The following is a 22,379-nucleotide window of genomic DNA, read 5'->3' as shown; positions in this document are numbered from 1 at the left end:
CTCCAAAACCACCATTCTTGCTGATAACTGGTGGTTGTGAAGCAGGTGTGCTCTTTTTTTATCGCAAAAATTAAACAATTTCTGAAAAAAATCTCTGTTTTCCGGCATAAATAGCTAGCTTTACAGAAAACTTACAGAAACAATACAGCCTCTTGCCGCGGTTTTTTACAAACGACCGTTAACCTTAGCATTAAGGTAAGGAGTTGAGGAGAAGTGAGTATTCGATTAGCGAATGTGTCCAAAGATTTTGGCAATACTAAGGTGCTATCCGATGTTTCCGTAGAGATCGAACCCGGTGAGTTTTTCGTCATGGTCGGGCCTTCTGGTTCCGGCAAAAGTACGCTTTTACGAATGATCGCTGGTTTGACCAGCGTAACAAACGGACGTATTTATTTTAATGATCGCGATGTCACGGACTTGCCGCCAAAAGATCGTAAGTTGGCAATGGTCTTTCAGAATTATGCTTTGTTGCCATTTATGAATGTAGCGCAAAATATCAGGTTCGGGCTTGAAAATCAGGACCTGAATGATGATGAAAAAAGCAAGCGAGTCGATTGGGCATTGGATCTGGTGCACCTCAGCGACTTACGGGATCGTAAGCCAAAAGAGTTGTCAGGCGGCCAGCAACAGCGGGTCAGCTTGGCGCGCGCGTTAGCAACCAAGGCGCCGGTCGTGCTGATGGATGAACCACTGTCCAACTTGGATGCGCAGTTGCGTACGGAAATGCGTGAAGAGATTGCGCGACTTCATCGCGAGATTGGGATGACACTGATCTACGTGACTCATGATCAGGTGGAAGCCATGACGATGGGTGATCGGATTCTCGTATTGGACGATGAAAAGATTCAACAACTTGGCACACCCCTAGATCTCTACAATCATCCGGCTAACGAGTTTGTCGCGAAGTTTATTGGCTCACCTGAGATGAATCTCATGCCAATTACCATTAATGACGATGGCGATCGCTTCAGTATCGGCGACACCTTCTGGACTGATAATGCGTTTGTCCTACCATTTGATTTGCCAGCTGGTTCTTACCACCTTGGTATTCGGCCAGAAAAATTGGTGCCAGTGTCCATCGCTAATCCAGATACAATTACGGCAAAGGTGAAAAGCCTGCAACAGCTTGGCAATGACACCTTGATTTTCTGTGACTTTGATGGACAGACATTAGTCAGTCGAGTACCCGAGCAATTTACTATCGCTGTTGGCGCCGACCTGAATCTACTGTTGCCGGCAAATGCTGATGAATGGCATCTTTTTGACAGCAACAATGGGGTGCGAATCACCGCTGCTGCGCCAGCACGGGAGGCGGTTGAATATGGAGCTTAACAAAGAACTCAACAAAACCGCAACTGAATCCAAAAGTAAACTTGCAGCGACGATCAAAGAAAACAATAAACCGGCCTTTTGGTTTTTAATGCCGTCTTTATTGATTTTAACCTTATTCACGTTCTATCCGATGATCATGACCGTTTACAACAGTTTCTTTGCGACCAATATTCGCGGGGAAGCGGCGAAATTCGTTGGGTTGGGGAATTACTTCTCGATTTTTCAAGATCCCTTATTCCTGAAGAGTCTCGCGGGCACCTTAGTCTATGTTGTTGCCTTTGCTGCCATTACGATTGTTGCTGGCGTTGTCTTGGCACGGTTGGCAACCATGAAGCTACGGCGAATCAGTTGGTTCCAAACAGCTTTTGCCGGCACGATGGGAACGAGTGCTGCGGCAGCTTCCATTCTCTGGCTGTTTCTTTTTAACCCGTCTGTTGGTCTTGCTAGCTTTGCTTTGAAAGCAATGGGCATGACGAATGCCAACTTATTGGTTGACCCAACTGGCGCCATGATTGTCATCGTGCTGGCCAGCGTTTGGATGGCGTTGGGGTTTGCCTTCCTGATTTTGCTTAGCGCCTTTCAAAGCGTGCCACCGGAATATTATGAAGTAGCTGACATTGCTGGTTGGTCGCAATACAAACAGACCTTGAAAATCACGGTGCCGATGATTTCACCGACTTTATTCTTCCTGTTTGTTGTTGAAATTATTGACGGGTTCAAAATGTTCGCGCAGATAGATTTGATTACTGGCGGCGGGCCAAACAATGCTACCAATTTCTTGGCTTATAAGATCTATCAAGACGCGTTTACCTTCCACAACTTTGGGACCGCAAGTGCTGAATCAATTGTGCTGACGGTGATCATTGCCTTAGCAACTTGGATTCAATTTCATTACACGGAACGGAAGGTGTATTACGCATGACCCACATCAAAAATGGTTCGCGGTATCTTTTATTAACCGTGGTTGCAGTGGCATTGTTGTTCCCGATTTTATTAGGTATATGGGCTTCCTTGTTGCCAACTAAAGACATTGCGGCAGGCAACTTCCTGTCGACCAACATTTCACTCAACAATTACTGGCAAGCATTTGTGACCACGCCGATTATCCGCTACATGATCAACTCCTTTGTCACTGCTGGTCTGATTACCATTGGCCAACTGGTGTTGTGTACATTAGCAGCTTATGCATTTGCGTTCATAAACTTCCGCTATAAAAAGCAATTGTTCTTCGCCTTTTTGGTCACAATGATGTTGCCTTTTGAAGCGCAAATTATTCCAAACTTTCAAACGGTTAAGGCATTTGGCTGGTTGGACAATTATGCTGGCCTAACCATTCCATTCTTCACTTCCGCGTTCGGGGTTTTCATGCTACGCCAGGCTTTTCTTCAGATTCCGGCTGATCTAGTCGATTTTGGCAACTATCTCGGGCTTGGTCGCTTGCAGTTTCTGTGGAAAATTGCGGTGCCTTATAGTCGCAGCATGTTAATCACCTTTGCCTTGTACACATTTCTGACTCATTGGAATCAGTATCTGTGGCCGTTGATTACGACCTTCTCCGATGATTTCCGCCCCGTGCAGGTTGGCTTGAAGCAGTTGCAATCTGAAGATACATTTGCCAACTGGGGCATGGTTATGGCAACAGCCATCATTGTGTTGCTGCCAACGCTGGCATTGCTACTGATTGGTCAGAAATTCTTCAAGCGGAATTTGAATGCACGGGGGACTAAGGGGTGAAAACCACATACAAAAAAATGATCGCAATTGTTGCTGCATTGATCGTCATTTTAGGCCTTGGCTTCTTCTTCACGCACCAACAACATACTGAGGCTGCTGACAATGGCACTGGTCGCACGACTATTACGTTCTGGCATTCAATGAATGGCCCAAATGAACAGGTATTGGAGAATTTGGTTAATCAATTTAATAAAAGCCAGACGAAATATACGATTAAACCAATTTACGTTGGTAGTTATGAACTGTCAATTATGAAATACGCGAATACGGTTGGCAGCAATGTCTCGCCTGATTTAGTTCAAAGCGATCAAGCAAACCAATCCATGATGATTGGTCTAAACGCAACCGTGCCGGTTCAAAAGTTTGTCGACCGTGATCATTACGACTTGAGTCAGCTGTATCCTGGCGTAACTGCCGCTTATAAAATTAACGGGAAGCTTGCCTCCATGCCATTCAACTCTTCAAGTTCGGTGATGTACTACAACGAAAGCTTGTTTAAGAAATACGGCGTTGCAGATTTACCGTTGTCACCAACATACAGTGACGTTACTAAGGCAGCCGTCGCTTTGACCAAAAAGAGTAAAGGTGCCGTCAAAGGCATGACGATGCAAATTTACGGCTGGCTGCCAGAAGAAATGGTGGCTAATCAGAACTCATTGGTTGTTAATCATGACAACGGCCGCAAAGCCATGGCCACTGCAGCAACCCTCAATTCGCCTGAAATGCAAAAGAGCATGACCTGGTTGCAAGACGTTATTAAGCAAAATGCGTTTGAAAACTTTGGCACTGGTTCTGCCGCTGCGAACAACCAAAGTGCAGCATTTTTAGCGCAAAAGGTCGGCATTTTCATGCAAAGCTCAGCAATGTTAGGTCAGCTGCAAAAGAATGCGAAGTTCAAGTATGGTGTAACTTTCACACCACATCCAGATGGCACCAAGGCAAACGGCGTGGCCATTGGTGGTGCTAGCTTGTGGATCACTAAAAATAAGCCTGCCGCTGTTCAAGAAGGCGCTTGGCAATTCATGAAATTTCTAATGACACCGCAGTCTCAAGCAACTTGGCAACTCGGCACTGGCTATTTCGCAGTCAATCAGAAAGCTAATCAAATCCAAACCTTGGCTGCCGCGATCAAAAAGAATCCAGCTTTGGCCGTGCCAATCAAACAACTTAACCAAGGAAATATCAATGCCGCAACGGCCGGCGCCTTCTTCAGCAACATCCAAGAGGAACGCCAAAATGTTGAACTCGCTATGCAACAAATCTACAGCGGTGCCGATGTTAAAAAAGCGCTGAACGAAGCCGAAACTGACACGAATACAGCGATTCAGAAGACAAATGAAGTTAGTGGAAACCTCCTGAATTATAAGCGGTAGCGTGTGAGTCACCGCGGTTTCTGCGACTACTAACATGTTTTGGCGGCCCAGATGCAACCAACTACTTAAACCATTTCATTGCCGTTTCAACCTCACCCGCGTATGATCAAGACAGTTTAAAGAACGGTGGTTAGCTCGTCTTTTCAGACTAAGGGAGGCACAACAAATGCCGCAAGTTTACTTCTTATGCACGGGTAATGCCTGCCGAAGCCAAATGGCAGAAGGGTTCGCCAAGAAACTACTCGGTTCTGATTGGCAAATCGCCAGCGCCGGCATTGAAGCACACGGCTTGAATCCGCTCGCTGTGCAAGTCATGGCGGAAAAAGGGATTGATATCTCGCAACAACGATCAAAAGTGATTGATCCGGATTATCTAATGCACGCCGATTTAGTGGTCACTCTCTGCGGAGATGCACGCGATCGTTGCCCGGTCACGCCGCCAAACGTTCAGCACCTACACTGGCCGTTGCCTGATCCTGCTAATGCAACAGGCTCAGAAGTAGAGGTCGTGCAAGCGTTTCGTGAGGTCCGCGATAAGATTGAAGCAGAGGTGCGCCATTTAGAGACATCAACCTTTTAACAAATCGCAACCTATTTTGAGTCAATGAATGAACAAATTGGAGGGTTAACATGACAGTAGCAATTTTTGGGCATCGCGGGTATCCTGCCCGTTTTCCGGAAAATAGTCTACAAGGCTTTGAATACGCCTGTGAACATGGCATCGATGGGATTGAGACCGACGTTCAGATGAGCGCTGATGGGCATCTTGTGATAATGCATGATGAACGCGTCGACCGCACGACTGACGGCAGTGGCTGGATCGCAGATTTGACCCGCACACAACTCAAGGGGATGCGACTCGCCAATGGTGAACACATTCCGTCACTGCGCGAGGCGCTCACCGTGCTTAGCCACTATGACGTCATGGTCAATATTGAGTTCAAAACCGGCAAAATCCGCTATCCGGGTATCGAAGCGTTGACACAAGACTATGTTGAACAATTCAACATGCAGGATCGCGTCATTTATTCCTCCTTCAATCATGACAGCATTAATGTGATCCACACCTTGGCGCCAAAAATGAAAACAGCTTGGCTCACTAGTCGTGTCCTCAGGGGGGCATCACTGCCAGCATACTTAGAAGCCGTACACATCGAACATTACAATTCGCGCCTCAACAAGGCCCAGCGTGTTTGGACCATTGACGATCCTCTGAAAATGAAGAAACTGCTTGCTGCACCTTACGTCACCGGCTTGATTACTAACCGGTTTGAGGAAGCTATGGATATGCGAGCATTGGTAGAACAAGGCAGCGGCGCGACAGTGTGAAGTTAGACGATAGTTGGATTTTTAATTGAAGAATAGCCGCCACGCAAATGAGATTGTCATTGCGTGGCGGCTATTTGTATACCGTGAATTGGGCATATGAGTTAGATCACTAGCAAGGATTTGCCACAAAGCGTTGCACATGAATTGACAATCATGGAAAATGAAGTTATCTAAGCATTAGAAGTGACTATACCGTTGTGCAAACAAATTGAGGAAATAAAGCCATGTCAGTCAATTTTTTCTTTTGATTATCTTTGCATTTATCATGTATTACGTTATTGAAGCTGCAGTGGAAAAGGCTGTGAAACGAGCGATGATTGTAACTAAGATCCAGTCAAAAACAATAGCGGCTGAATATCATGCTGAATAGGCCTATTGAGACAACGCAATCATGATTACTGAAAAAATCAATGAACTTAACAAAATATATCCACATCATGCAGAGACTAAACAACAAATCAGGGCATTACAAGCGTTAGCATCTCAAAACAACGGTATTTCCATATGACAAAAAAATAAACTAACGAGCAGAAGTATCAAGCACGACAAGTATTGAGAACCAAGGTTGAACAGATTAAGCGGGATCCTTCCAACACCACCAATTAAAGGATCGTCTGCCAGACCATGATCGCCGGTTCAAGTCTGAGAGCAGGGCTGAGGTATTTTTGTGAAGGACCCCGCTATATCAAGGATGCTAGAGATAATAGCTAGGCTTTTTTTAACTGATGGCTTACGTTAAAGGAGGAAACAGCAATGAGCGATTTAAGCTTAGGCAGCCGACTTAAGCAACTTCGGAAAGCGCGTGGCATGACGCAATCACAGTTAGCTGACGATTTGTTTGTTTCACGTAAAACAGTATCTAGCTGGGAAACTGGGCGTAACCAGCCAGACTTGCAGACGATTTGTCGATTGGCCAGTTATTATCAGCTAACGGTAGATGACCTCCTTCATCAGCAATCAGTCCCATGCGCTGATGATCAACGACCGATCACTTGGCTCGGCCCAGCATTAGCCATCATATTGATGGGGCGGCTTGGATTTGTCGCGCTACCTGAGATGCTGGTGCTTTCCGACGTTGTGGTCATCGCGCTGGCGTGGTTACTCGTTAGCTGGTGGCAGCGATACATGCACCTACGAACGATAAGGTGGGCATGCAGTTTATTGGCAGTTACCTTTATCGTTGCTGCAGGGTTGAATTTGTTCAAAATGGACTTTGGTCTGCAGTTAATTTATTTGGCTGCCGCCGTCACATTGCTGATTCCCATAGCGGGCACTGCACTGATCAAAAAGATTCGCAGTCGCCCAACTTAATCTATGCAAGGGGGCTGTTCATATGAAACATAAAGGCATCTGGCTCATCAATGGTTTACTTGCCTTATTTGCAGTGCCAATAGCGGTCATGATTCTCATTCGCCGCGTTGATGGCAGTGGGTACGTTGAAACCGGTCGTTCGCGATTAGCAGCACTCGCTGTCCTTGGTGCAGCCGTTTTAATCGTCATACTGTGCGAACTAATTTATCTGCTGATGGCACATGCTGTAAAAAAAGGCTGATGAAAATTAATAAGTGGTTTGCATACTGAAAAAGTCTTGTATCTTCTCCGGGTTTGAAACTTAAAGCCTACTAGGGACAAGGCGTTTTTTATGGAGACAGCAACCTGCTTCATTTGTTACCAACAAACCAAAACACAAGAATAGAAAACGATCGCATCATACTAGCATAAGACTGGTGATGCGATCGTTTTGACGTTGAATGTGGCGCTGCTCAATTTTTAGGGTTCCTGAACTTGATAATGTTTCAGAAACTTTTTCTTAGAAACGACACGGTGGTTGGTCACATCTAAGAAGTCGCCTGGATAACCTATTGCATACATACCATAGCCAGCAAATCCGCCGCCAATTGTTCCCACAGCGCCTATTTTCAAATTTGTCGCCAATGAAGGATTCAAGCCACTCATTAAAATCCGAAGATGATCGTCAAGCCAATATAGATAATTTTCGTCAAAAGCCTCTTTGACCCAGTCAGGACGCGCACCAGTTTTGTTGATCTCCCAAACGTCAGCTGGATTGCCTTTGTATAAGGCTTTCATGGTCATACCTTCTTCCAACTCAAACATTGAAAGTGACGAACTGCAGTTAAGAAAACGGATACATTTCAAACTCGACCGAATTGTAAATCCGGATGGTAGTCGTGGTCAAACAAACGAGCAACGATTCACAATGATATTTCCTGATTAGGACGCGAATGAGTATGGATCAAAAGAGGCACAGTAGCTTTGACTCTAAATTTTGAACCCCAGTACAGTATTTCGTGTACTGATCAACGGGCTAGTTGTATGGAGAATGAACTCATCTAAGGCACAGCTTCATCATAATACTGTATTTTAAATCTTTTGAATGTAAGTAGCGGGGTTGAGGTCATGACTATTACTTGGATTGCGTGTTTGCAATGTATTCGATCAAAGTACGTGCAATGATGAACAAAGGAACTTTTGAGTAAACTTCTAAACCGTGTGTTCGCATGATTAATTCGGAGTGTCCTGATATTAGCACATCTGAGTAGTCTGCCAATTTGGTTGGTGCGATGCAACAACAGGTAACTAACTTTGCGCCAATCGCATGAATGGTTTCTGCTGATTCCAAAATTTCAGGCGTGCTATTTCGCACTGTAAAAATCACGGCTACATCCCGTTTGGAAATAAATCTTCTTGTTTGTTTAATCCACATGACATCTTTCATAATGATTGCGTTGTATCCCAGTAATTGTAAATCTTGTTGAAACTCTTCAGCAATTAATGCTGTGAAACCACGAGCATAAATTAAAATACGATCTGCCTTATTTATATAATCGACAGTCTGAAGAATCCCACTTATTGAAATGCTATCAATCGTTTTTTTAGCTTCCCGGAATGACTTTAGAAGAATCGTATTGACTTTATACGGGGATTCAGATTCGTTGGCATGTTTAATTTGATGACTAATTTGATATCTTAGTTCGGCTATACCGTTAAGTCCGGCCTTTTGAATCGCTCGTGACACCGTTGCAACAGAAGTGAAAGTTTTTCGGGCAATATTTGTAATGGACATAGTTTGAACAGCATCAGCGTTGTTGTTGATGAAGTCAATGACCTTGTGTTCTGAAGCCGAAAGTGAATTAAAGATTTCCTGATTTAATTGTATGATCATCATTACGCTCCTAGACCATTATTTTGAATTTTTGTTTTATTTGTAAACATTTTCAGATATTTGCTAATCCAGTCTCTTTTGTGAAAGCATTTTCGCTTGTGAGTCAGCTTTGAAAGCGCTTTATAGGTTAACCTAGTAATCATCAAGGGTCGTTACCTTAGTGTCTATCATAGTTGAATCAGAATCACAATGTTACCTAAGTGAATTGGGAGGTGCTTTGTATTGAAAGCTGGGTTTTATGTCGGTGACTACACTTATGAAGTTCGCGAGGTTCCTGATCGGGAGCCTCAAAAAGATGAAGTGAAGATTCGGGTTGCATGGTGCGGCATCTGTGGAACGGACGTGCATAAATTTCAGGGGAAAAATGGTGCCAGTGTCGTCATACCACCCATTATTTTAGGCCATGAATGTTCTGGCATCGTTGAGTCGGTTGGACCTGAAGTTGCCTATTTTAAACCAGGTGATCGAGTTGCATGTGATCCAAGCTACGGTTGTGGAAAGTGCATTTGGTGTCAAAGGGGGTTCCCCAATTTTTGCTTAGTGCGGCATGGGGTTGCCAAAGGGCTGGCTGATTATGTGTTCCCACCAGAGCAAAATGTTTATCATATCTCTGATTCACTTGATTTAGAAGATGCTGCTTTTACGGAACCCTTGTCCTGTGCTATTCATGGCGTTGATTTGATGCAGATGGCTTCGGGGATGACAACGGTCTTGTATGGACTAGGAGCTGTTGGATCACTAATTCTGCAGCTCGTTAGGGAAACTGGGCAAAGCAATGTCATTGTTGTGGAAAGAGAGGCGAAAAAACGGGCATTAGCGCTACGGTTGGGAGCGACGGAGGCAATTACAGATCAGGAAATTGAAGCAGTCGCAAAAAATAAAAATATTGATTATGTGTATGAATGTATTGGTTTACGCTCAACCATGGAACAAGCTATTCAGATTGCCGGTAAAAACGCGAAAGTCATGTTATTTGGATTAGGTGATCCAGACCAGCCTATTAAATTTAATCAATTTGAAGCCTATACAAAAGAACTGAGCATTTATACTTCATTCTTGAATCCACATACATCTGCACGAGCAGTGAGTTTATTGGAAAGAGGGAAAATTGATACTCGCCAAATTATTAGTGCCGAAATCGAGCTTGCTGACGCAGGAAAAGAACTCGCAACTCAAGAAAACTTGCGCAACGGTAAGGTGATGATTCGTCTTAGTGGTGAACATTGATTTCTAAAAACTTAGGAGGAGCAAAATGGTAATATCAGCGATTTTAGTAGCTCTATTAGCCACTATGGGTCAATGGTGGTTTTTTGGACCTATCACTAAATGTTTAGTTTATCCGTTAACCACCGGTGTTTTAGTTGGACTCTTCATGGGCGATCCTATGACAGGAATGCTAGCGGGCGCAAATATCCAGCTTATATATCTAGGCTACATTTCCGCTGGTGGGACAATGCCAAGTAATACAATTGTTGCCGGTATTTTTGGCACAGCCATGACGATTCTATCGGGAGCTAACCCGACAATGGCCGTTACTTTTGCTATTCCATTTAGCATGTTTGGTCTTTTATTGAACAATATTTATATGACTGTGAATGCTGCTTGGATTCATCAGGCTGATCGCTTGCTAGATAAAGGCAATATTCGTGGCGTGAGATTGATGAACTTTGTCCCATCCTTTGTCATTGCTGCCATTCTATATGGTGTTCCTGCCTTTTTATTAGTTATTTCTGGTCAAGGGTGGGCAAAGGATCTAATTAATGCTGTTCCAAAGAGTGTGGTTAGTGCACTTGAGGTTGTGGGTGGCATCATGCCAGCGTTAGGAATCGCCATGTTACTGAATTATTTAGGGAAGCGTAGTTTAATTCCTTGGTTCTTTGCCGGCTTCTTTTTAACTGTTTATTCAGGAGTTAGTTTGATGGCAATTTCGATTTTCTCTGCGATTATTGCAATCCTGCTCTATATTCGTGATCGGAACTCAAATAATCAAAATAAAAAGACTGCTAATAAGCGTAAAGGTGTTCGCCGGTTGTCAGTTGACCAATCAGTTGAGATGTCGACAACAGATGGATCAGCATCAATGACACCATCAGTGACACCGATAGCAAGTGTAGAACCTAAATATGCTAAGAAATTATCAAAACGGACTTTAATTCAAACCTGGCTTTGGACAACTAGTACCGAAGCAGCCTATAACTACGAACGTTTGCAGGCCCTAGGTATCGCTAATTTAATGATTACACCTATTCGTAAACTGTATAGTAGCAAAGAAGATCAGGTTCGGGAGTTAAAGAAATACATGGTTTTCTATAACTCTGAAGTTTTTACGATTGGGCCTATTGTAAACGGGATTGCCTGCTCTATGGAAGAAGCACGGGCAAATGATGCGGATGTCAGCGCAGAAGATATTAATGCTGTTCGAACTGGACTAATGGGGCCAGTTGCCGGGATTGGCGACACCATCATGCAAGGTATTTTATACCCGATCCTCTTTGGTATTGGTTGTTCCATGGCACTAGATCGAAGCTATCTGGGACCAATTTTAGCAACGGTGGTCTTTGAATTACTGATCTTTGGTTGTGGATACTTCATGTTTATGACCGGATATAAGCAAGGAAAAACATCACTTTTACGAATTTTAAAAAATGGCACGATTGATAAGATTATCAACTCCTTTAGTATCGTTGGTCTGATGGTTGTTGGAGCTATGGCGGCAACTCGAGTGACAGTTGATACGCCATTAGCCTTTAAAATTGGCGATGGGGCGACCAAGCTCCAAAAAGTGCTTGATTCACTAGCGCCTGGATTGATTCCGCTGAGCATTACGTTGGGGATCCTGTTCTTGCTGCGGAAGAAGGTAAACACAACGTTAATTATTGTTTTGATATTTATTATCGGAATAGTTGGCTATTATCTGGGAATCTTGGGCTTTTCAGCCAAAATGTGAGGTGTCGATATGGTAACAATGATTTTGATTAGTCATGGCCAAATGTGTGAGGGACTCCTTGATACGCTTAAAATGGTTGGCGGTGATGATTTTGGTATCCAAACGTTGCCTTTACTGCCCGGTGTTACGCCTGAAAACTATCGTGAAAGTCTGCATCAAATATTATTGTCTGTGACAAAGAAGGATGATGAGGTCTTGGTTTTGACCGATATCGCAGGTGGAACGCCATACCAAAGTGCATTATATCTTGCACGTGATTTTAAGATGAAAGTGATAGCAGGAATGAACTTGCCAGTGGTTCTGACCTTGGCGCTTGAACAAAGTTGTGGCGCTTCATTAAGCGACTTGGTTAAAAAGGCACAGAATCCAGAAACACTTGGTTTTAAAATTGAGACTTTTGAAACGAAAAGGCGGGATAGACATGCAAAACTTAGTGTTAACGAGAATTGACGATCGTCTAATTCATGGTCAGGTAATGACGGCTTGGATTAAAGAACGAAAAGCAACACAAGTCGTGATTGTAGACGACGGAACGGCTAATGATGACTATATGATTGAGGTTCTGGAGATGGCAATTCCAGAAGAGATTGCCATTGGAATTTTTACTAAAGAGGATGGCGTGCGCTTCTTTTCAAGACCGCTTTCTGAGCCTACGATTTTACTTGTTAAGGGGCCAGAGGCATTGAACTACTTGGTTGATGCTGGCATTCATATCGAAGAAATTGATGTGGGCGGTATGGGGAGTCGTAAAAACCGCAGCGTGCTATATAAAAACATTTCAGCGAGTCCTGAGGAAAGAATGACCTTTCAAGAATTAGTTAATAAAGGTGTAAAGGTTTTTGTTCAAGTGATGCCTAAGGATAAGCCGACTGACATTACAAAATATCTATAAAGACAGGGTGGCGAAGAAGTGAAGGATCGAATGGATAACAAAGTCGTTGTGATTACTGGTGGTGCAAGCGGTATGGGTGCCGCTATGGCTACCGATTTCATACAGCGGGGAGCAAAAGTTGCAGTTTTTGATCTTGATAGCAAAAAAGCAGCTTTATTGGAACAATCTATTGGAAGCCAGTCGTTTGCTTATTATCAAATAGATGTAACAAATAAAGCAGCCATTGAGACTGCTACGCAAAAAGTTGAACAGCAGTTTGGCAAGCTGACCTCTTGGGTTAATTCAGCCGGTGTTTCAAAGATGGTTCCATTTCTTGAAAGCAGTGAGGCTTTGTGGGACAAGACGATAGCTGTCAATCTCAAAGCTACTTTTCTTTGTTGCCAAGTAGCCATTACCCATATGTTAGTAAACGGTGGTGGAGAAATTTTAAATATGTCATCACTTTCAGGGAAAAAGCCGAGCTCTTGGCAGACTGTCTATTGTGCCAGCAAGTTTGGCGTACAGGGACTAACCCAATCAATTGCAAAGGAATTCGCTGACCAACGTATTCGCGTCAATTCGATTTGTCCAGGGATTGTTCCTACAGAAATGTGGGAAGATTTGAAGTACCAGTACGCCAAAAAGAGAAGTTTGCAGCCAGATCAAGTAATGGATTACTTTAAGAAGAATATTCCGATGCATCGGCTTGTGAATATTGAAGATGTCATCAATGCCGCTGTGTTCCTTTTGACTGATAACTCAAGCTATTTGACTGGTCAATCAATCAATCTTGTCGGTGGGGAATGGATGGATTAGCAGGTCAGGAGGATCTGAATATATGTATAAAAATTTAGGGGAAATGTTACGTGGTGCACAAGCGCTGAATTATACAGTTGGTGCCTTCAATGCGCATAATTTAGAGATGGTACCTGCGATGATCACTGCCGCAAAGGACGCTGGCGCACCTATTATTATTCAAACAAGTGTTGGCACCGCTGAGTATGTTGGCATGAAGAACTTTGTCGCAATTTGTCGATCGATGGCCGATGACCTTTTAGTTGATGTAGGACTGCATCTTGATCATGCTAAATCCTTTGATGCCATTAAGTCAGCTATCGATGCTGGATACAGTTCAGTGATGTTTGATGGCTCGGCGTTGTCGCTGCGAGAAAATATGGAGCGGGCACAACGCGTTGTGGACTATGCCCATGCTCGGCAGGTGTCTGTGGAATGTGAAATTGGAACAATCGGCGGAACTGAAGAAGGCGTCACAATAGCTGAAGGGAAATACACAGATCCAGCTCAAGCTCTGACATTTTTAGAAAATGTTGACGTGGATGCACTGGCGGTTGGCATTGGGACACACCATGGACAGTTTAAATCAAAGACGAAACTTAACTGGCCGCTGATTGAGATGTTACATGCCAAAATTTCAACACCGATGGTCATCCACGGCGGAACAGGCGTTGATGAGGACGACTATCATCGATTAACCAACAACGGCTTTCGTAAGTTTAATGTTGGCACCGAGCTTTTGGTGAATTGGACACGCGTTGCAAAAGAAATGTTTGGCAAAACTGAAGTGAATAGTTCTTTACGCAACAATATTCTGCCTTGTAATACGGCAGTTTATAATATTGTGCGGCATAAGAGTGAACTATTTATGAACGTTGAAAACCAGTCTGTGGTTTCCTAAGACAAAACTAAACTGTATCGGGAATTTGGAGGTTGATACGACTGTGAAGGATAAAATATTAATTTTAGTCGCAGGAGCCCCGGGAACCGGCAAGACGTATAGTGTGAACATCATTAGGCAAGCATTTCCTGCTTTAAGAACCTTAACACTGGATAGGTTTAAGGAAGATATTTGGGATGAGATCGGATTCGATGATATAGAACAAAAGAAATCTCTAAATAAGGAAGCACAATTACGCTTTATTCGTGCTATGAGACGCCTAATGATTTGGGAAAAACCGATTATTTCTGATTATCCGTTCAGCGATAAGCAACGTGATGATATTGAAAAAAGCGCTGACGACTATGGTTATCATATCGTAACAGTTCGATTAGAAGCACCGGATCAAGTCTTGTATGAGCGCCAACGCCACCGTGATTTGTTTGATCACCGACATCCGGGACACCTGCAGAATGCCTATCATCTTGAAGATCAAGCAAAAGGCACAGCTAAGCTTGATGGCATGCCTACATTTGAGCAATTTCAGAAACGTCTTCGCAAACGAAAATATGACAAGTTTTACATCGGCGATCTTCTGAAAGTCGATGTAAGTGATTTTCAACAGGTCAACTATCAGCGAATAGTCGAACAGTTAAGTGAGTCTATTAAGCAGGTAGAAAGAACTTAATAATCTAAGCGGGTATATACTCTGAAGTCCGTCAAAGCAAAAAGCATAATTAAAACAGCCCTTATCTAAGCTTGATTTCATCAAGAAGATAAGGGTTATTTTAGACCAGCAGTTTCCTCTCCAATGACAATTACGTTAAAAGCAACCAGTTTTGAGAATATTGATGATTTAAAGCTTTACTCCTTCATCCCGAACAACTTCAGCAAACGAACCATCCCAAATACCTTCGTGATGCGCGATGATTTGCTGTGCTGAAAGATCGGGCGTATCGAAGGTCGAATTCAAGCCATGGATCGTCGCCGCCTTGAAGCCGAGATCATGGCCGACGCGGATGGCGGTATCGATACAGTACTCCGTTTGCAGACCGGCGACTTCAATGGTTTGCACGTGCAGGCCGTGTAAGGTGGCAGCCAAACCGGTCTGGAAAAAGGAATCAGAATGATACTTTAGAATGACCCGATCAGATGGTGCTCGATGTAGCTGTGTATCGAGTTGCCAATCATGGCCGTTATATGGCATGCTCTCATCAGTATGTTGCATAAAAATAATTGGATGATCAGCAGCGTGATAAGCGTCTATACGCTGATTGATATTTGCTAACAGTTGCTTGTAATGGTGGGCGGCGCTTAACCCATACTGAACATCAATCACGACAAGTCCATCTTTTAACATAGCAATTTCCTCATTTCATCGGGACTTTATTGATGCGCTAATTATACGCTGTGATCTAGTTAGATCAATGACACAATTAAAAATTTCTTGATCGTTCATGATAGGAGGATTTCATGAAACTAGAACCGATTGATCGATGGCGATCGGCGACAACTAAATTATTTAAAGAGCTCTGGGGCAGCGATGATATGGTTCTGAGTGGGGTCGTGTATCATCTGAATGAACTTCCTGGATTTGTGGCGATTGATGAGCAAAACATCTTAGGTATGATCACCTATCTCGATCGAGGAAACACGCTTGAGGTCATTTCTCTAGACAGTTTGCGTGCGAATCAAGGTATTGGATCCGCTTTACTTCAAAAAGTTGAAACGACTGCGGTGCTTAGCCACAAAACAGGTGTTGAGTTAATCACAACAAACGATAATCTGCATGCATTAGGATTTTATCAACGGCGCGGGTATCGGCTGACGCAGCTTTTCCCCGAAGCGGTCGATCAATCTCGAAAAGTAAAACCACAAATTCCTGCGGTTGCTGATAATGGGATTCCGATTCGCGATGAACTACGATTGTTGAAAAATTTATTGGCTAGGGGTGAGGACATGAGAGCGGATGGATAATCAACTGGCGCAAGCATGCCCAGTCCGTCAATTTACAAGGGCCAATGTTTCACGGGAAACATTGGCCCTTGTGAAGCCCCATGTCTGAAGTATAGACTGGGGCAGACGATGTGTGCCGGATAACCAAAAAGCATTGCCCAAGCCGTTAGTTGCGACAAAATGGGATGCTGGCAAGTATTCGCCGGCATCCCATTTTGTTTTTCTTATTTTTTTGTCTGGTGCGGGGGTGGTCAGTGATGCCTATGCGTGCACGTCAGCATGTGATTCTTTTCGCATCAACACTGCGGCCGCCAAACTGCCAATTAATATCACGACAAGCGCTGCAATCAATACTGCAGCCATGCCGTTGTCGTAGGCGTGCACCACAACGCTTTGTAATTTCTGGGCGAATGGTGTTTCTGTTAGACGTTTTGACCATGCGATTGTGTGCCCTGAGAATGGACCTGCCTTAATGAGGGCAGCGTGAATACCGGTTGTCATTTGACTTGGCATCCCCACGGTGTGAATATGCGTATTCAGATAGTTTTCGTATTGGGTTGCCTGCATCAAACCAAACCCAACGACGCCAATCACGATCCCGAGTTGACGGAAAATATTCAATAAGCCCGAAGCCATCCCCATTTGTTGCGGGGCGACGCCTTCCATTCCAACCGTGTTGATCAATGGGCTAACGATCCCGTTAGTGAATCCAATCATGAGCATGCCGGGCATCAGATCCATAAAACTGACCCGTGGTCCCATCGCATTCAACATGACCAAAAAACCGCATGCGCCAACTAATAATGATGCGCTGATCATACGTTTTTTTGAGAATCGCGTACCAAGATAACCACTTATCGGGCCAAGGACTAATGACCAGCCACTGATCGTTAGTTGCCGAACACCAGTCTGGAGTGCGGAGTAGCCAATGTAGTTTTGCATCAACGCTGTCAAAAAGGTATTGAAAGAGTAAAGACTTGCGCCGAGTGCAAAAGCCACAAATATGGTGCCGACAAAGTGACGCTGTTTGAAGAAGTTAAGACTCATCATGGGCTGTTGGACTCTGCTTTCGGTCCAGATGAAAAGTGCTATCAAAATGAAACCCGCAATGATCCAACCACCGATCCGGATGTCCATCCATGACCAGTGGGGATGTCCCTCCTTGATAATCAAACCGTAAATTAAAGAAAAAAGACCGAGACCGGAAAAAAGCATGCCAGCAAAATCAATGCGTTCGTGTTGACCATAACTCGGTGTTTCATTAACAAATGTCAGCGTCATGATGACAGCGACGATACCGACAGGCACATTGACATAAAAGATAGACGGCCACCCGAAATTTTCGACTAGGAAACCGCCAATTAGTGGACCTGATGCGGTGGACATACCAATAACGGAGCCAAGGATACCAAGTGCAACACCTCGTCTATTGCCTGAAAAGTTCGAGGCGACGAGCGCCATGGAGAGTGAATTCATCCCGGCGCCGCCAATAGCCTGAATGCCTCGGCCAATATCCAAGACGATTAGGCTACTGGCCATACCATTAACCGCCGAAGCCAGCACGAACAAAATCAATGAACCAAGGAATGCTTTTTTGCGCCCGTACATGTCACCGAGTTTAGACATGATTAACAATGACACGGCATAAACGAGCGTGTAGGCGTTGAGCACCCACTGGAGATTCGTGAAGTTCGTGTTGAAGTCGTTGACCATCGTGGGTAACGCCACATTGACAACAGTGACGTCAAGTAATCCCATAAAGACACCCATGCTCATCGCGGTCAATGCCAGCCACTGATGTCTCTTCGGTGTCGTGGTCATAGTTGCATTAGGCATGATGCATGCCTCCTTCAGTGGTTTGCTGTTGCAAAATGCGAGTGCGTGTTTGTGCTACCCACTGTTTTTTCGTCTGGCAAAGTGCAATGTTTAGCTCAAGGGTGTTGATCGTACTCTTGAGCAACGCGGGATCGCTTTTCCCCGGTTTGGTGTGTTGCTGCAAATGTTTTTTTAGGGTCGTGTACACATTCAAGTCTTGGTCATTGACGTTTTCATACTCAGTTAGAATCTGCAACTGTTCCGCAAAGTCGACAGCGGCCAACGACCGAAATTTGAATAGGTAAACTGATTCTCGTTTTGCATCCACTGGTACTGGAGTAGCCATTAGTGCATAGAAATGCTTCTGACCAATGTCTGTAATGTGAGCGACTTTCTCATGACGAGGACTGTTTTCAGCCAACGACATGGTGATGTACCCCTTGTGCTGTAACTGTTGCAACACTGGATACATCACCCCATTGGAAATCTCGCGGCGGGGAACGAGATTACTGCCAAGAACTTGACGCAGTTTATAGCCAGACATGTCACGCGACATGAGTGCTCCTAAAATTGATAACTCGTACATCATGACCTCCATATGTCGAAACGACACATAGGAGTATAGGTCGTAACGACATATTTTGCAATTAAAAATATTACCGTTTTTGCTAGCTTCCGAATCAGTTATGGAGCACGAAATTAAAAACTTCGACAATGGCTACTGACAACATGCTTGTTTGTAATGAATGGCGGAGGTCACAGAATGGCAGACAAGAAAAGACGCGTCAGGCAACTAACGACAATGTGACAAACTGTGTGTAGATCGCATATTGTAAAGGTGCATGTGGCATCTCTTTTCAGAGTCAATCAGAGTCCTCAAAACTAACACTTGCATTTTTTAGTCAAAATACTATGCTTTCAACTAAACCTCTGAAGGCGGTATGTCCATGACAACAACGAACAATGAAGAAATTCGACCAATCACGCCTGCCGATGATGCACAGGTGGCTGCGTTGATTCGCGAATGCTTGAAGGCGGCCGACCTAGATAAGCCTGGCACTGTCTATTTTGATACAGGGCTTGATCATCTAAGCGAGTTCTACGCCGCCAAGCCCAATCGCCAATATTTTGTCGCAGAACGCGAGGGCCAAATTCTTGGCGGCGTTGGCATTGCGGAATATGATCCCGCACACAAGGTGGCTGAACTCCAGAAATTTTATGTCCATGGCAAGCTTCAAGGCCATGGGCTAGGCAAACGCTTGTTACGCCATGCACTGGCGTATGCTCAACAAGTCGGATATCGCTCAGTTTATCTCGAAACTTATCATACTCTGACGACAGCAGTGCATGTGTATCAGGAGTTTGGGTTCAATGAGTTGCCTGGGCCACTGGTCACGGCGCAGCATAGTTTGATGGATCAGTTTTTGGTTAAAAAAATACAATAATAAACTATAGTATGCAAAAAAGACTGATTCAGGTTAGCCATTCCGCTGAATCAGTCTTTTTTATTTTCTACCGGTTCGCTTCATCTTCCAAAGCCTTAGCCGCCAGCAGATTCTCCTCTGCCATCATTGGTACACGACCCAGTGGATCGAGACCAACGTTCAGCAGATAATTGATGCCAAAATCGTTGAGGTGTTGCTTATAGCGATAAAGGGTACGTGGTGTTTTCCAATTCTGGTCGTGGTACGAGAAGCCCCAAGAATCATTAATGGTGCCGGCAGTTTCGTAGAGACCTAGTGGCGAAGGCTTGAAGCCAGTAATTTCGTTGTAGTCAACGTCTGTCTTGTTCATGTCTTCTTTGTTTTTCGGGATCTCGTTGTCGCCAAGAGAAACGAAGTCGTATTTACCATTGCCTAGACGTGAGTTGATTAAGCAGTTTGGCTGCAGCTCGCGGACGGTGTCGTAAATGGTCTGACTTTGCGCTTCAGACAAGGTCATCGGCACGTCAAACCACGCTGTTGCAATGGCACCGTAATTTGACATGATTTCCTTGATTTGCGGCAGGATCTTATTTTCGAAACAAAGATCAAAGTTTTTCTGATCTTCGTTAGGGAAGTCCCAACTATTATCCCAAGTCGTGCCAGCAGTTTCGACATCGTTCGACTTGTAGCCGCCGCCGTTCGGATCGTGCCAGTCGAGGTCTTGTGAGTAATACAGGCCAAACTTGAGCCCGGCTTTTTGACAGGCTTCTGCCAGCTCACCGATGATATCACGGTGAAATGGCGTGGCGGCATAAACGTTATAAGCATCGACCTTGGAGTGATACATGGCAAAGCCATCGTGGTGTTTAGTTGTTACCACCAGATACTGCATGCCGCATTGCTTAGCGAGTGCGACGATTTTTTTGGCATCGAAGTACAGCGGATTGAAGACGGTTGCCAAGTTGCCATACTCAGCATTAGGAATCTGAAATTTTGACTGAATCCATTCTGCATAAGCGCTGGAAGATTCGCCACGATATTCACCAGCTAGCAGTGAATAGAGGCCCCAATGGATCATCATGCCGTACTTCGCTTGTTTAAACCATGCTACATTGTCATTCATGAATTCTTCTCCTTTGAAAAGTGAACGCGAGCCAGCGCGGTTGCTGCGCTGGGGAGCGCGTTATGATGGGTCACGCTCTATTAAAAGTGCTCGCAGGTTTCTGACCGATTTGACTCACGCGCTGATCAGATTGTCAATTTGTCTTTTTTAACAACAACGAGGTCATAGACAGCTAACAGAACATAGAAGATGCCGCTCCACAGAATCATATTGGCTGGGCCTGCATTGCCAATCATTTCACCGAAGAATTGGAAGAAATAAGGCGCGATCAGAAAGCCGATGTTGATGCCAATAATGATGATGGATGTCGTGAAATTCATAGAACCTTTTGGCGAATAGTGCACCATTCGCGCGGTTAGTGCCGGGTTGATGATGCCATTGCAGAAGCCTGCCGCCAGCACCAGTACCAACAGTACCGGAATGGAAGTGGTGAAGGACATGACAATCATCGAAATCGCAGTGATGATATAGAAAATGGTGACCGTATACTTGCTGAACCATTTAGCGATTTTTTCAAAAATCAGCCCTGAGAAGATTGAGCAAAGGACGAGGAAACCGAAGATCCGCGTGGCGGCTGCCGCACTGCCAATGTGATTGTTGACAACGTAGCTCGCCAGTTTTAGTGAGATCGCGGAATAGAATAAGCAGACAAGGAGGAAAATAAACGCGAGCTGGATAACACCGAAATTGGTCGTCGGCTTTACCTTAACGTCTTCTTCAACTTCCTTGCCATCTTCAGAAACAATGTTGTCGTAATGCTTTGGTACGAAGAACATCACCAAGAGGATTGGGACTAATAGGAACAGGAAAACCAAGTAGGTTGTGTGCCAACTGATGTTGATCAGAAAGCCAGCGATGAAAAGCATGATGGAATCGCCGATCGCCCCAACTGAATTACGCCAGCCTAACAGGCGATTACGTGTCTCTTCAGGGAAAAGATCCGTGATATAGGAAACGCTTAGTGGCGTGAAAATCCCCATGCCAACCCCGAACATTGCCCGCGAAATCAAAATCGCTGGATAATTAAAGATGAAGGCAGGAATGATCCCAAAAACGAGTGAAATGGATAGCCCAGCAATAACCGTGTACTTTTTTCCGAGTAGATTGGAGACCAGACCACTGATAACCGTACCCAACAACACACCGCCAGTCGGAATCACGATCAGCAATTCGACGTTGGCTCGCGAGACATCAGAGAAATATTTCTCCATCAACGGGATCGTACCAGAGACGGCGTTGCTGACAGACATCAGGAACGAAATCGACAAGATGCCAAGTGCTAACATTGGCGAACGCTTGTCTTCGTGGACAGGGGTAGATGGTGACATGATGACACACTTCCTTTATTTAATTTTGCTTATTGCCACATATTTTGGCAGGGAAAAGCAGCCTGTCATCAAGCTGACAACTGCCCTTTTTCTGCCAACGAAAACGAAAAGACACTGGTATCAACAACAAAGAATTTAGTATATACTACTTGGGACATACACATCATAAACGGTCGTCGTTGGAAAAACAAGCAAAATTTGAAAGGGCATACATTTTTCCAAACGTCTTGCTTGAAGCCTGACGCATCACGGCATTTGGCTCAAAAAGAAATTGCAGAAATCGGTTGC

General features: G+C 44.4%; 24 protein-coding genes. 17 read left to right on the top strand and 7 right to left on the bottom strand.

Annotation, left to right across the window (positions count from 1 at the left end):
* Nucleotides 1-213: 213 nt before the first annotated feature.
* The 8 genes from AC07KQ_RS13520 to AC07KQ_RS13485 all read left to right on the top strand — a co-directional run bounded on the left by AC07KQ_RS13520 (nucleotide 214) and on the right by AC07KQ_RS13485 (nucleotide 7,320).
* A complete protein-coding gene (locus AC07KQ_RS13520) occupies nucleotides 214-1,332 on the top strand; it encodes an ABC transporter ATP-binding protein (protein WP_003568110.1) in 1,119 nt (372 codons plus the stop codon).
* Entirely contained in the window at nucleotides 1,322-2,254 is a 933-nt protein-coding gene (locus tag AC07KQ_RS13515) for a carbohydrate ABC transporter permease (protein WP_003568108.1), read from the top strand. The genes AC07KQ_RS13520 and AC07KQ_RS13515 overlap by 11 nt, the downstream gene beginning before the upstream one ends.
* Nucleotides 2,251-3,066, top strand: coding sequence for a carbohydrate ABC transporter permease (locus AC07KQ_RS13510; protein WP_274990926.1), 816 nt, complete (start codon nucleotides 2,251-2,253; stop codon nucleotides 3,064-3,066). Before AC07KQ_RS13515 ends, AC07KQ_RS13510 begins: the two co-directional genes overlap by 4 nt.
* The gene (locus tag AC07KQ_RS13505) at nucleotides 3,063-4,439 is read left to right on the top strand and encodes an ABC transporter substrate-binding protein (RefSeq protein WP_003568103.1); all 1,377 of its coding nucleotides are present in this window, start codon (nucleotides 3,063-3,065) and stop codon (nucleotides 4,437-4,439) included. The genes AC07KQ_RS13510 and AC07KQ_RS13505 overlap by 4 nt, the downstream gene beginning before the upstream one ends.
* Nucleotides 4,440-4,605: 166 nt before the next feature.
* A complete protein-coding gene (gene arsC / locus AC07KQ_RS13500; protein WP_003568101.1) occupies nucleotides 4,606-5,019 on the top strand; it encodes an arsenate reductase (thioredoxin) in 414 nt (137 codons plus the stop codon).
* 50 nt (nucleotides 5,020-5,069) lie between these two features.
* Nucleotides 5,070-5,768: a glycerophosphodiester phosphodiesterase family protein gene (locus tag AC07KQ_RS13495; protein WP_003568099.1), complete on the top strand. Its 699-nt coding sequence runs from the start codon at nucleotides 5,070-5,072 to the stop codon at nucleotides 5,766-5,768.
* Between the two features lie 753 nt (nucleotides 5,769-6,521).
* Nucleotides 6,522-7,079 (top strand): helix-turn-helix transcriptional regulator, encoded by a 558-nt coding sequence (locus AC07KQ_RS13490; protein ID WP_003568097.1) that lies wholly within the window; start codon nucleotides 6,522-6,524, stop codon nucleotides 7,077-7,079.
* A gap of 22 nt (nucleotides 7,080-7,101) precedes the next feature.
* Complete coding sequence (locus AC07KQ_RS13485; RefSeq protein ID WP_003568094.1) at nucleotides 7,102-7,320, top strand: DUF3923 family protein; 219 nt, start codon at nucleotides 7,102-7,104, stop codon at nucleotides 7,318-7,320.
* Between the two features lie 218 nt (nucleotides 7,321-7,538).
* Here the strand turns inward: AC07KQ_RS13485 and AC07KQ_RS13480 are convergent, their stop codons facing one another.
* Both AC07KQ_RS13480 and AC07KQ_RS13475 read right to left on the bottom strand, forming a co-directional pair.
* On the bottom strand, nucleotides 7,539-7,856 hold the full coding sequence (locus AC07KQ_RS13480) for a hypothetical protein (RefSeq protein WP_003568093.1): 318 nt from the start codon (nucleotides 7,854-7,856) through the stop codon (nucleotides 7,539-7,541).
* Nucleotides 7,857-8,193: 337 nt separating this feature from the next.
* A complete protein-coding gene (locus AC07KQ_RS13475; RefSeq protein WP_003568091.1) occupies nucleotides 8,194-8,952 on the bottom strand; it encodes a MurR/RpiR family transcriptional regulator in 759 nt (252 codons plus the stop codon).
* 222 nt (nucleotides 8,953-9,174) lie between these two features.
* On the opposite strand from AC07KQ_RS13475, the gene AC07KQ_RS13470 reads away from it, so the two are divergent.
* The 7 genes from AC07KQ_RS13470 to AC07KQ_RS13440 are packed head-to-tail and all read left to right on the top strand — an operon-like array spanning nucleotide 9,175 to nucleotide 15,133.
* On the top strand, nucleotides 9,175-10,179 hold the full coding sequence (locus tag AC07KQ_RS13470) for a zinc-dependent alcohol dehydrogenase family protein (RefSeq protein WP_003571808.1): 1,005 nt from the start codon (nucleotides 9,175-9,177) through the stop codon (nucleotides 10,177-10,179).
* A gap of 25 nt (nucleotides 10,180-10,204) precedes the next feature.
* On the top strand, nucleotides 10,205-11,899 hold the full coding sequence (locus tag AC07KQ_RS13465; protein ID WP_013246128.1) for a PTS system mannose/fructose/sorbose family transporter subunit IID: 1,695 nt from the start codon (nucleotides 10,205-10,207) through the stop codon (nucleotides 11,897-11,899).
* 9 nt (nucleotides 11,900-11,908) lie between these two features.
* Nucleotides 11,909-12,349, top strand: a complete 441-nt coding sequence (locus tag AC07KQ_RS13460; protein WP_003568082.1) for a PTS sugar transporter subunit IIA — start codon at nucleotides 11,909-11,911, stop codon at nucleotides 12,347-12,349.
* Nucleotides 12,321-12,791 carry a PTS sugar transporter subunit IIB gene (locus AC07KQ_RS13455; protein WP_003568079.1) on the top strand — a complete coding sequence of 157 codons (471 nt, stop codon included), beginning with the start codon at nucleotides 12,321-12,323 and terminating at the stop codon, nucleotides 12,789-12,791. Before AC07KQ_RS13460 ends, AC07KQ_RS13455 begins: the two co-directional genes overlap by 29 nt.
* A 30-nt stretch (nucleotides 12,792-12,821) precedes the next feature.
* Nucleotides 12,822-13,586 carry an SDR family NAD(P)-dependent oxidoreductase gene (locus AC07KQ_RS13450; protein ID WP_003568077.1) on the top strand — a complete coding sequence of 255 codons (765 nt, stop codon included), beginning with the start codon at nucleotides 12,822-12,824 and terminating at the stop codon, nucleotides 13,584-13,586.
* Nucleotides 13,587-13,608: 22 nt separating this feature from the next.
* Nucleotides 13,609-14,466, top strand: coding sequence for a class II fructose-bisphosphate aldolase (locus AC07KQ_RS13445; protein ID WP_003568075.1), 858 nt, complete (start codon nucleotides 13,609-13,611; stop codon nucleotides 14,464-14,466).
* A gap of 43 nt (nucleotides 14,467-14,509) precedes the next feature.
* Nucleotides 14,510-15,133 (top strand): P-loop nucleotide/nucleoside kinase family protein, encoded by a 624-nt coding sequence (locus tag AC07KQ_RS13440; RefSeq protein ID WP_003658837.1) that lies wholly within the window; start codon nucleotides 14,510-14,512, stop codon nucleotides 15,131-15,133.
* Between the two features lie 168 nt (nucleotides 15,134-15,301).
* On the opposite strand, the gene AC07KQ_RS13435 is transcribed toward AC07KQ_RS13440, so the two are convergent.
* Nucleotides 15,302-15,805, bottom strand: a complete 504-nt coding sequence (locus AC07KQ_RS13435; RefSeq protein WP_003568071.1) for an isochorismatase family protein — start codon at nucleotides 15,803-15,805, stop codon at nucleotides 15,302-15,304.
* 113 nt (nucleotides 15,806-15,918) lie between these two features.
* Here AC07KQ_RS13435 and AC07KQ_RS13430 point away from each other — a divergent pair, with 113 nt between their 5' ends.
* On the top strand, nucleotides 15,919-16,422 hold the full coding sequence (locus AC07KQ_RS13430) for a GNAT family N-acetyltransferase (protein ID WP_003568068.1): 504 nt from the start codon (nucleotides 15,919-15,921) through the stop codon (nucleotides 16,420-16,422).
* Between the two features lie 240 nt (nucleotides 16,423-16,662).
* Here AC07KQ_RS13430 and AC07KQ_RS13425 read toward each other — a convergent pair whose 3' ends face one another.
* Entirely contained in the window at nucleotides 16,663-18,237 is a 1,575-nt protein-coding gene (locus AC07KQ_RS13425; protein WP_013246127.1) for an MFS transporter, read from the bottom strand.
* A complete protein-coding gene (locus tag AC07KQ_RS13420; RefSeq protein ID WP_003568066.1) occupies nucleotides 18,230-18,802 on the bottom strand; it encodes a PadR family transcriptional regulator in 573 nt (190 codons plus the stop codon). Before AC07KQ_RS13420 ends, AC07KQ_RS13425 begins: the two co-directional genes overlap by 8 nt.
* A gap of 361 nt (nucleotides 18,803-19,163) precedes the next feature.
* On the opposite strand from AC07KQ_RS13420, the gene AC07KQ_RS13415 reads away from it, so the two are divergent.
* Entirely contained in the window at nucleotides 19,164-19,661 is a 498-nt protein-coding gene (locus AC07KQ_RS13415) for a GNAT family N-acetyltransferase (protein ID WP_003568064.1), read from the top strand.
* Between the two features lie 67 nt (nucleotides 19,662-19,728).
* On the opposite strand, the gene AC07KQ_RS13410 is transcribed toward AC07KQ_RS13415, so the two are convergent.
* Nucleotides 19,729-20,763: an alpha-L-fucosidase gene (locus AC07KQ_RS13410; protein WP_003571802.1), complete on the bottom strand. Its 1,035-nt coding sequence runs from the start codon at nucleotides 20,761-20,763 to the stop codon at nucleotides 19,729-19,731.
* A 125-nt stretch (nucleotides 20,764-20,888) separates the two neighbouring features.
* A complete protein-coding gene (locus AC07KQ_RS13405; protein ID WP_274990924.1) occupies nucleotides 20,889-22,091 on the bottom strand; it encodes an MFS transporter in 1,203 nt (400 codons plus the stop codon).
* Between the last annotated feature and the right edge of the window lie 288 nt (nucleotides 22,092-22,379).

Source organism: Lacticaseibacillus sp. YLM2-1, from assembly GCF_056583465.1.
This window is presented reverse-complemented; position numbering and strand designations above follow the sequence as displayed.

Bases quoted from the DNA above. Each gene is read 5' to 3' on its own strand.
- AC07KQ_RS13445 (WP_003568075.1), top strand. From the start codon at position 13,609: ATGTATAAAAATTTAGGGGAAATGTTACGTGGTGCACAAGCGCTGAAT.
- AC07KQ_RS13425 (WP_013246127.1), bottom strand. From the start codon at position 18,237: ATGCCTAATGCAACTATGACCACGACACCGAAGAGACATCAGTGGCTG.
- AC07KQ_RS13515 (WP_003568108.1), top strand. From the start codon at position 1,322: ATGGAGCTTAACAAAGAACTCAACAAAACCGCAACTGAATCCAAAAGT.
- AC07KQ_RS13405 (WP_274990924.1), bottom strand. From the start codon at position 22,091: ATGTCACCATCTACCCCTGTCCACGAAGACAAGCGTTCGCCAATGTTA.
- AC07KQ_RS13415 (WP_003568064.1), top strand. From the start codon at position 19,164: ATGACAACAACGAACAATGAAGAAATTCGACCAATCACGCCTGCCGAT.
- AC07KQ_RS13475 (WP_003568091.1), bottom strand. From the start codon at position 8,952: ATGATCATACAATTAAATCAGGAAATCTTTAATTCACTTTCGGCTTCA.
- AC07KQ_RS13485 (WP_003568094.1), top strand. From the start codon at position 7,102: ATGAAACATAAAGGCATCTGGCTCATCAATGGTTTACTTGCCTTATTT.
- AC07KQ_RS13490 (WP_003568097.1), top strand. From the start codon at position 6,522: ATGAGCGATTTAAGCTTAGGCAGCCGACTTAAGCAACTTCGGAAAGCG.
- AC07KQ_RS13465 (WP_013246128.1), top strand. From the start codon at position 10,205: ATGGTAATATCAGCGATTTTAGTAGCTCTATTAGCCACTATGGGTCAA.
- AC07KQ_RS13430 (WP_003568068.1), top strand. From the start codon at position 15,919: ATGAAACTAGAACCGATTGATCGATGGCGATCGGCGACAACTAAATTA.
- AC07KQ_RS13420 (WP_003568066.1), bottom strand. From the start codon at position 18,802: ATGTACGAGTTATCAATTTTAGGAGCACTCATGTCGCGTGACATGTCT.
- AC07KQ_RS13495 (WP_003568099.1), top strand. From the start codon at position 5,070: ATGACAGTAGCAATTTTTGGGCATCGCGGGTATCCTGCCCGTTTTCCG.
- AC07KQ_RS13480 (WP_003568093.1), bottom strand. From the start codon at position 7,856: ATGAAAGCCTTATACAAAGGCAATCCAGCTGACGTTTGGGAGATCAAC.
- AC07KQ_RS13510 (WP_274990926.1), top strand. From the start codon at position 2,251: ATGACCCACATCAAAAATGGTTCGCGGTATCTTTTATTAACCGTGGTT.
- AC07KQ_RS13410 (WP_003571802.1), bottom strand. From the start codon at position 20,763: ATGAATGACAATGTAGCATGGTTTAAACAAGCGAAGTACGGCATGATG.
- arsC (WP_003568101.1), top strand. From the start codon at position 4,606: ATGCCGCAAGTTTACTTCTTATGCACGGGTAATGCCTGCCGAAGCCAA.
- AC07KQ_RS13435 (WP_003568071.1), bottom strand. From the start codon at position 15,805: ATGTTAAAAGATGGACTTGTCGTGATTGATGTTCAGTATGGGTTAAGC.
- AC07KQ_RS13460 (WP_003568082.1), top strand. From the start codon at position 11,909: ATGGTAACAATGATTTTGATTAGTCATGGCCAAATGTGTGAGGGACTC.
- AC07KQ_RS13450 (WP_003568077.1), top strand. From the start codon at position 12,822: ATGGATAACAAAGTCGTTGTGATTACTGGTGGTGCAAGCGGTATGGGT.
- AC07KQ_RS13455 (WP_003568079.1), top strand. From the start codon at position 12,321: ATGCAAAACTTAGTGTTAACGAGAATTGACGATCGTCTAATTCATGGT.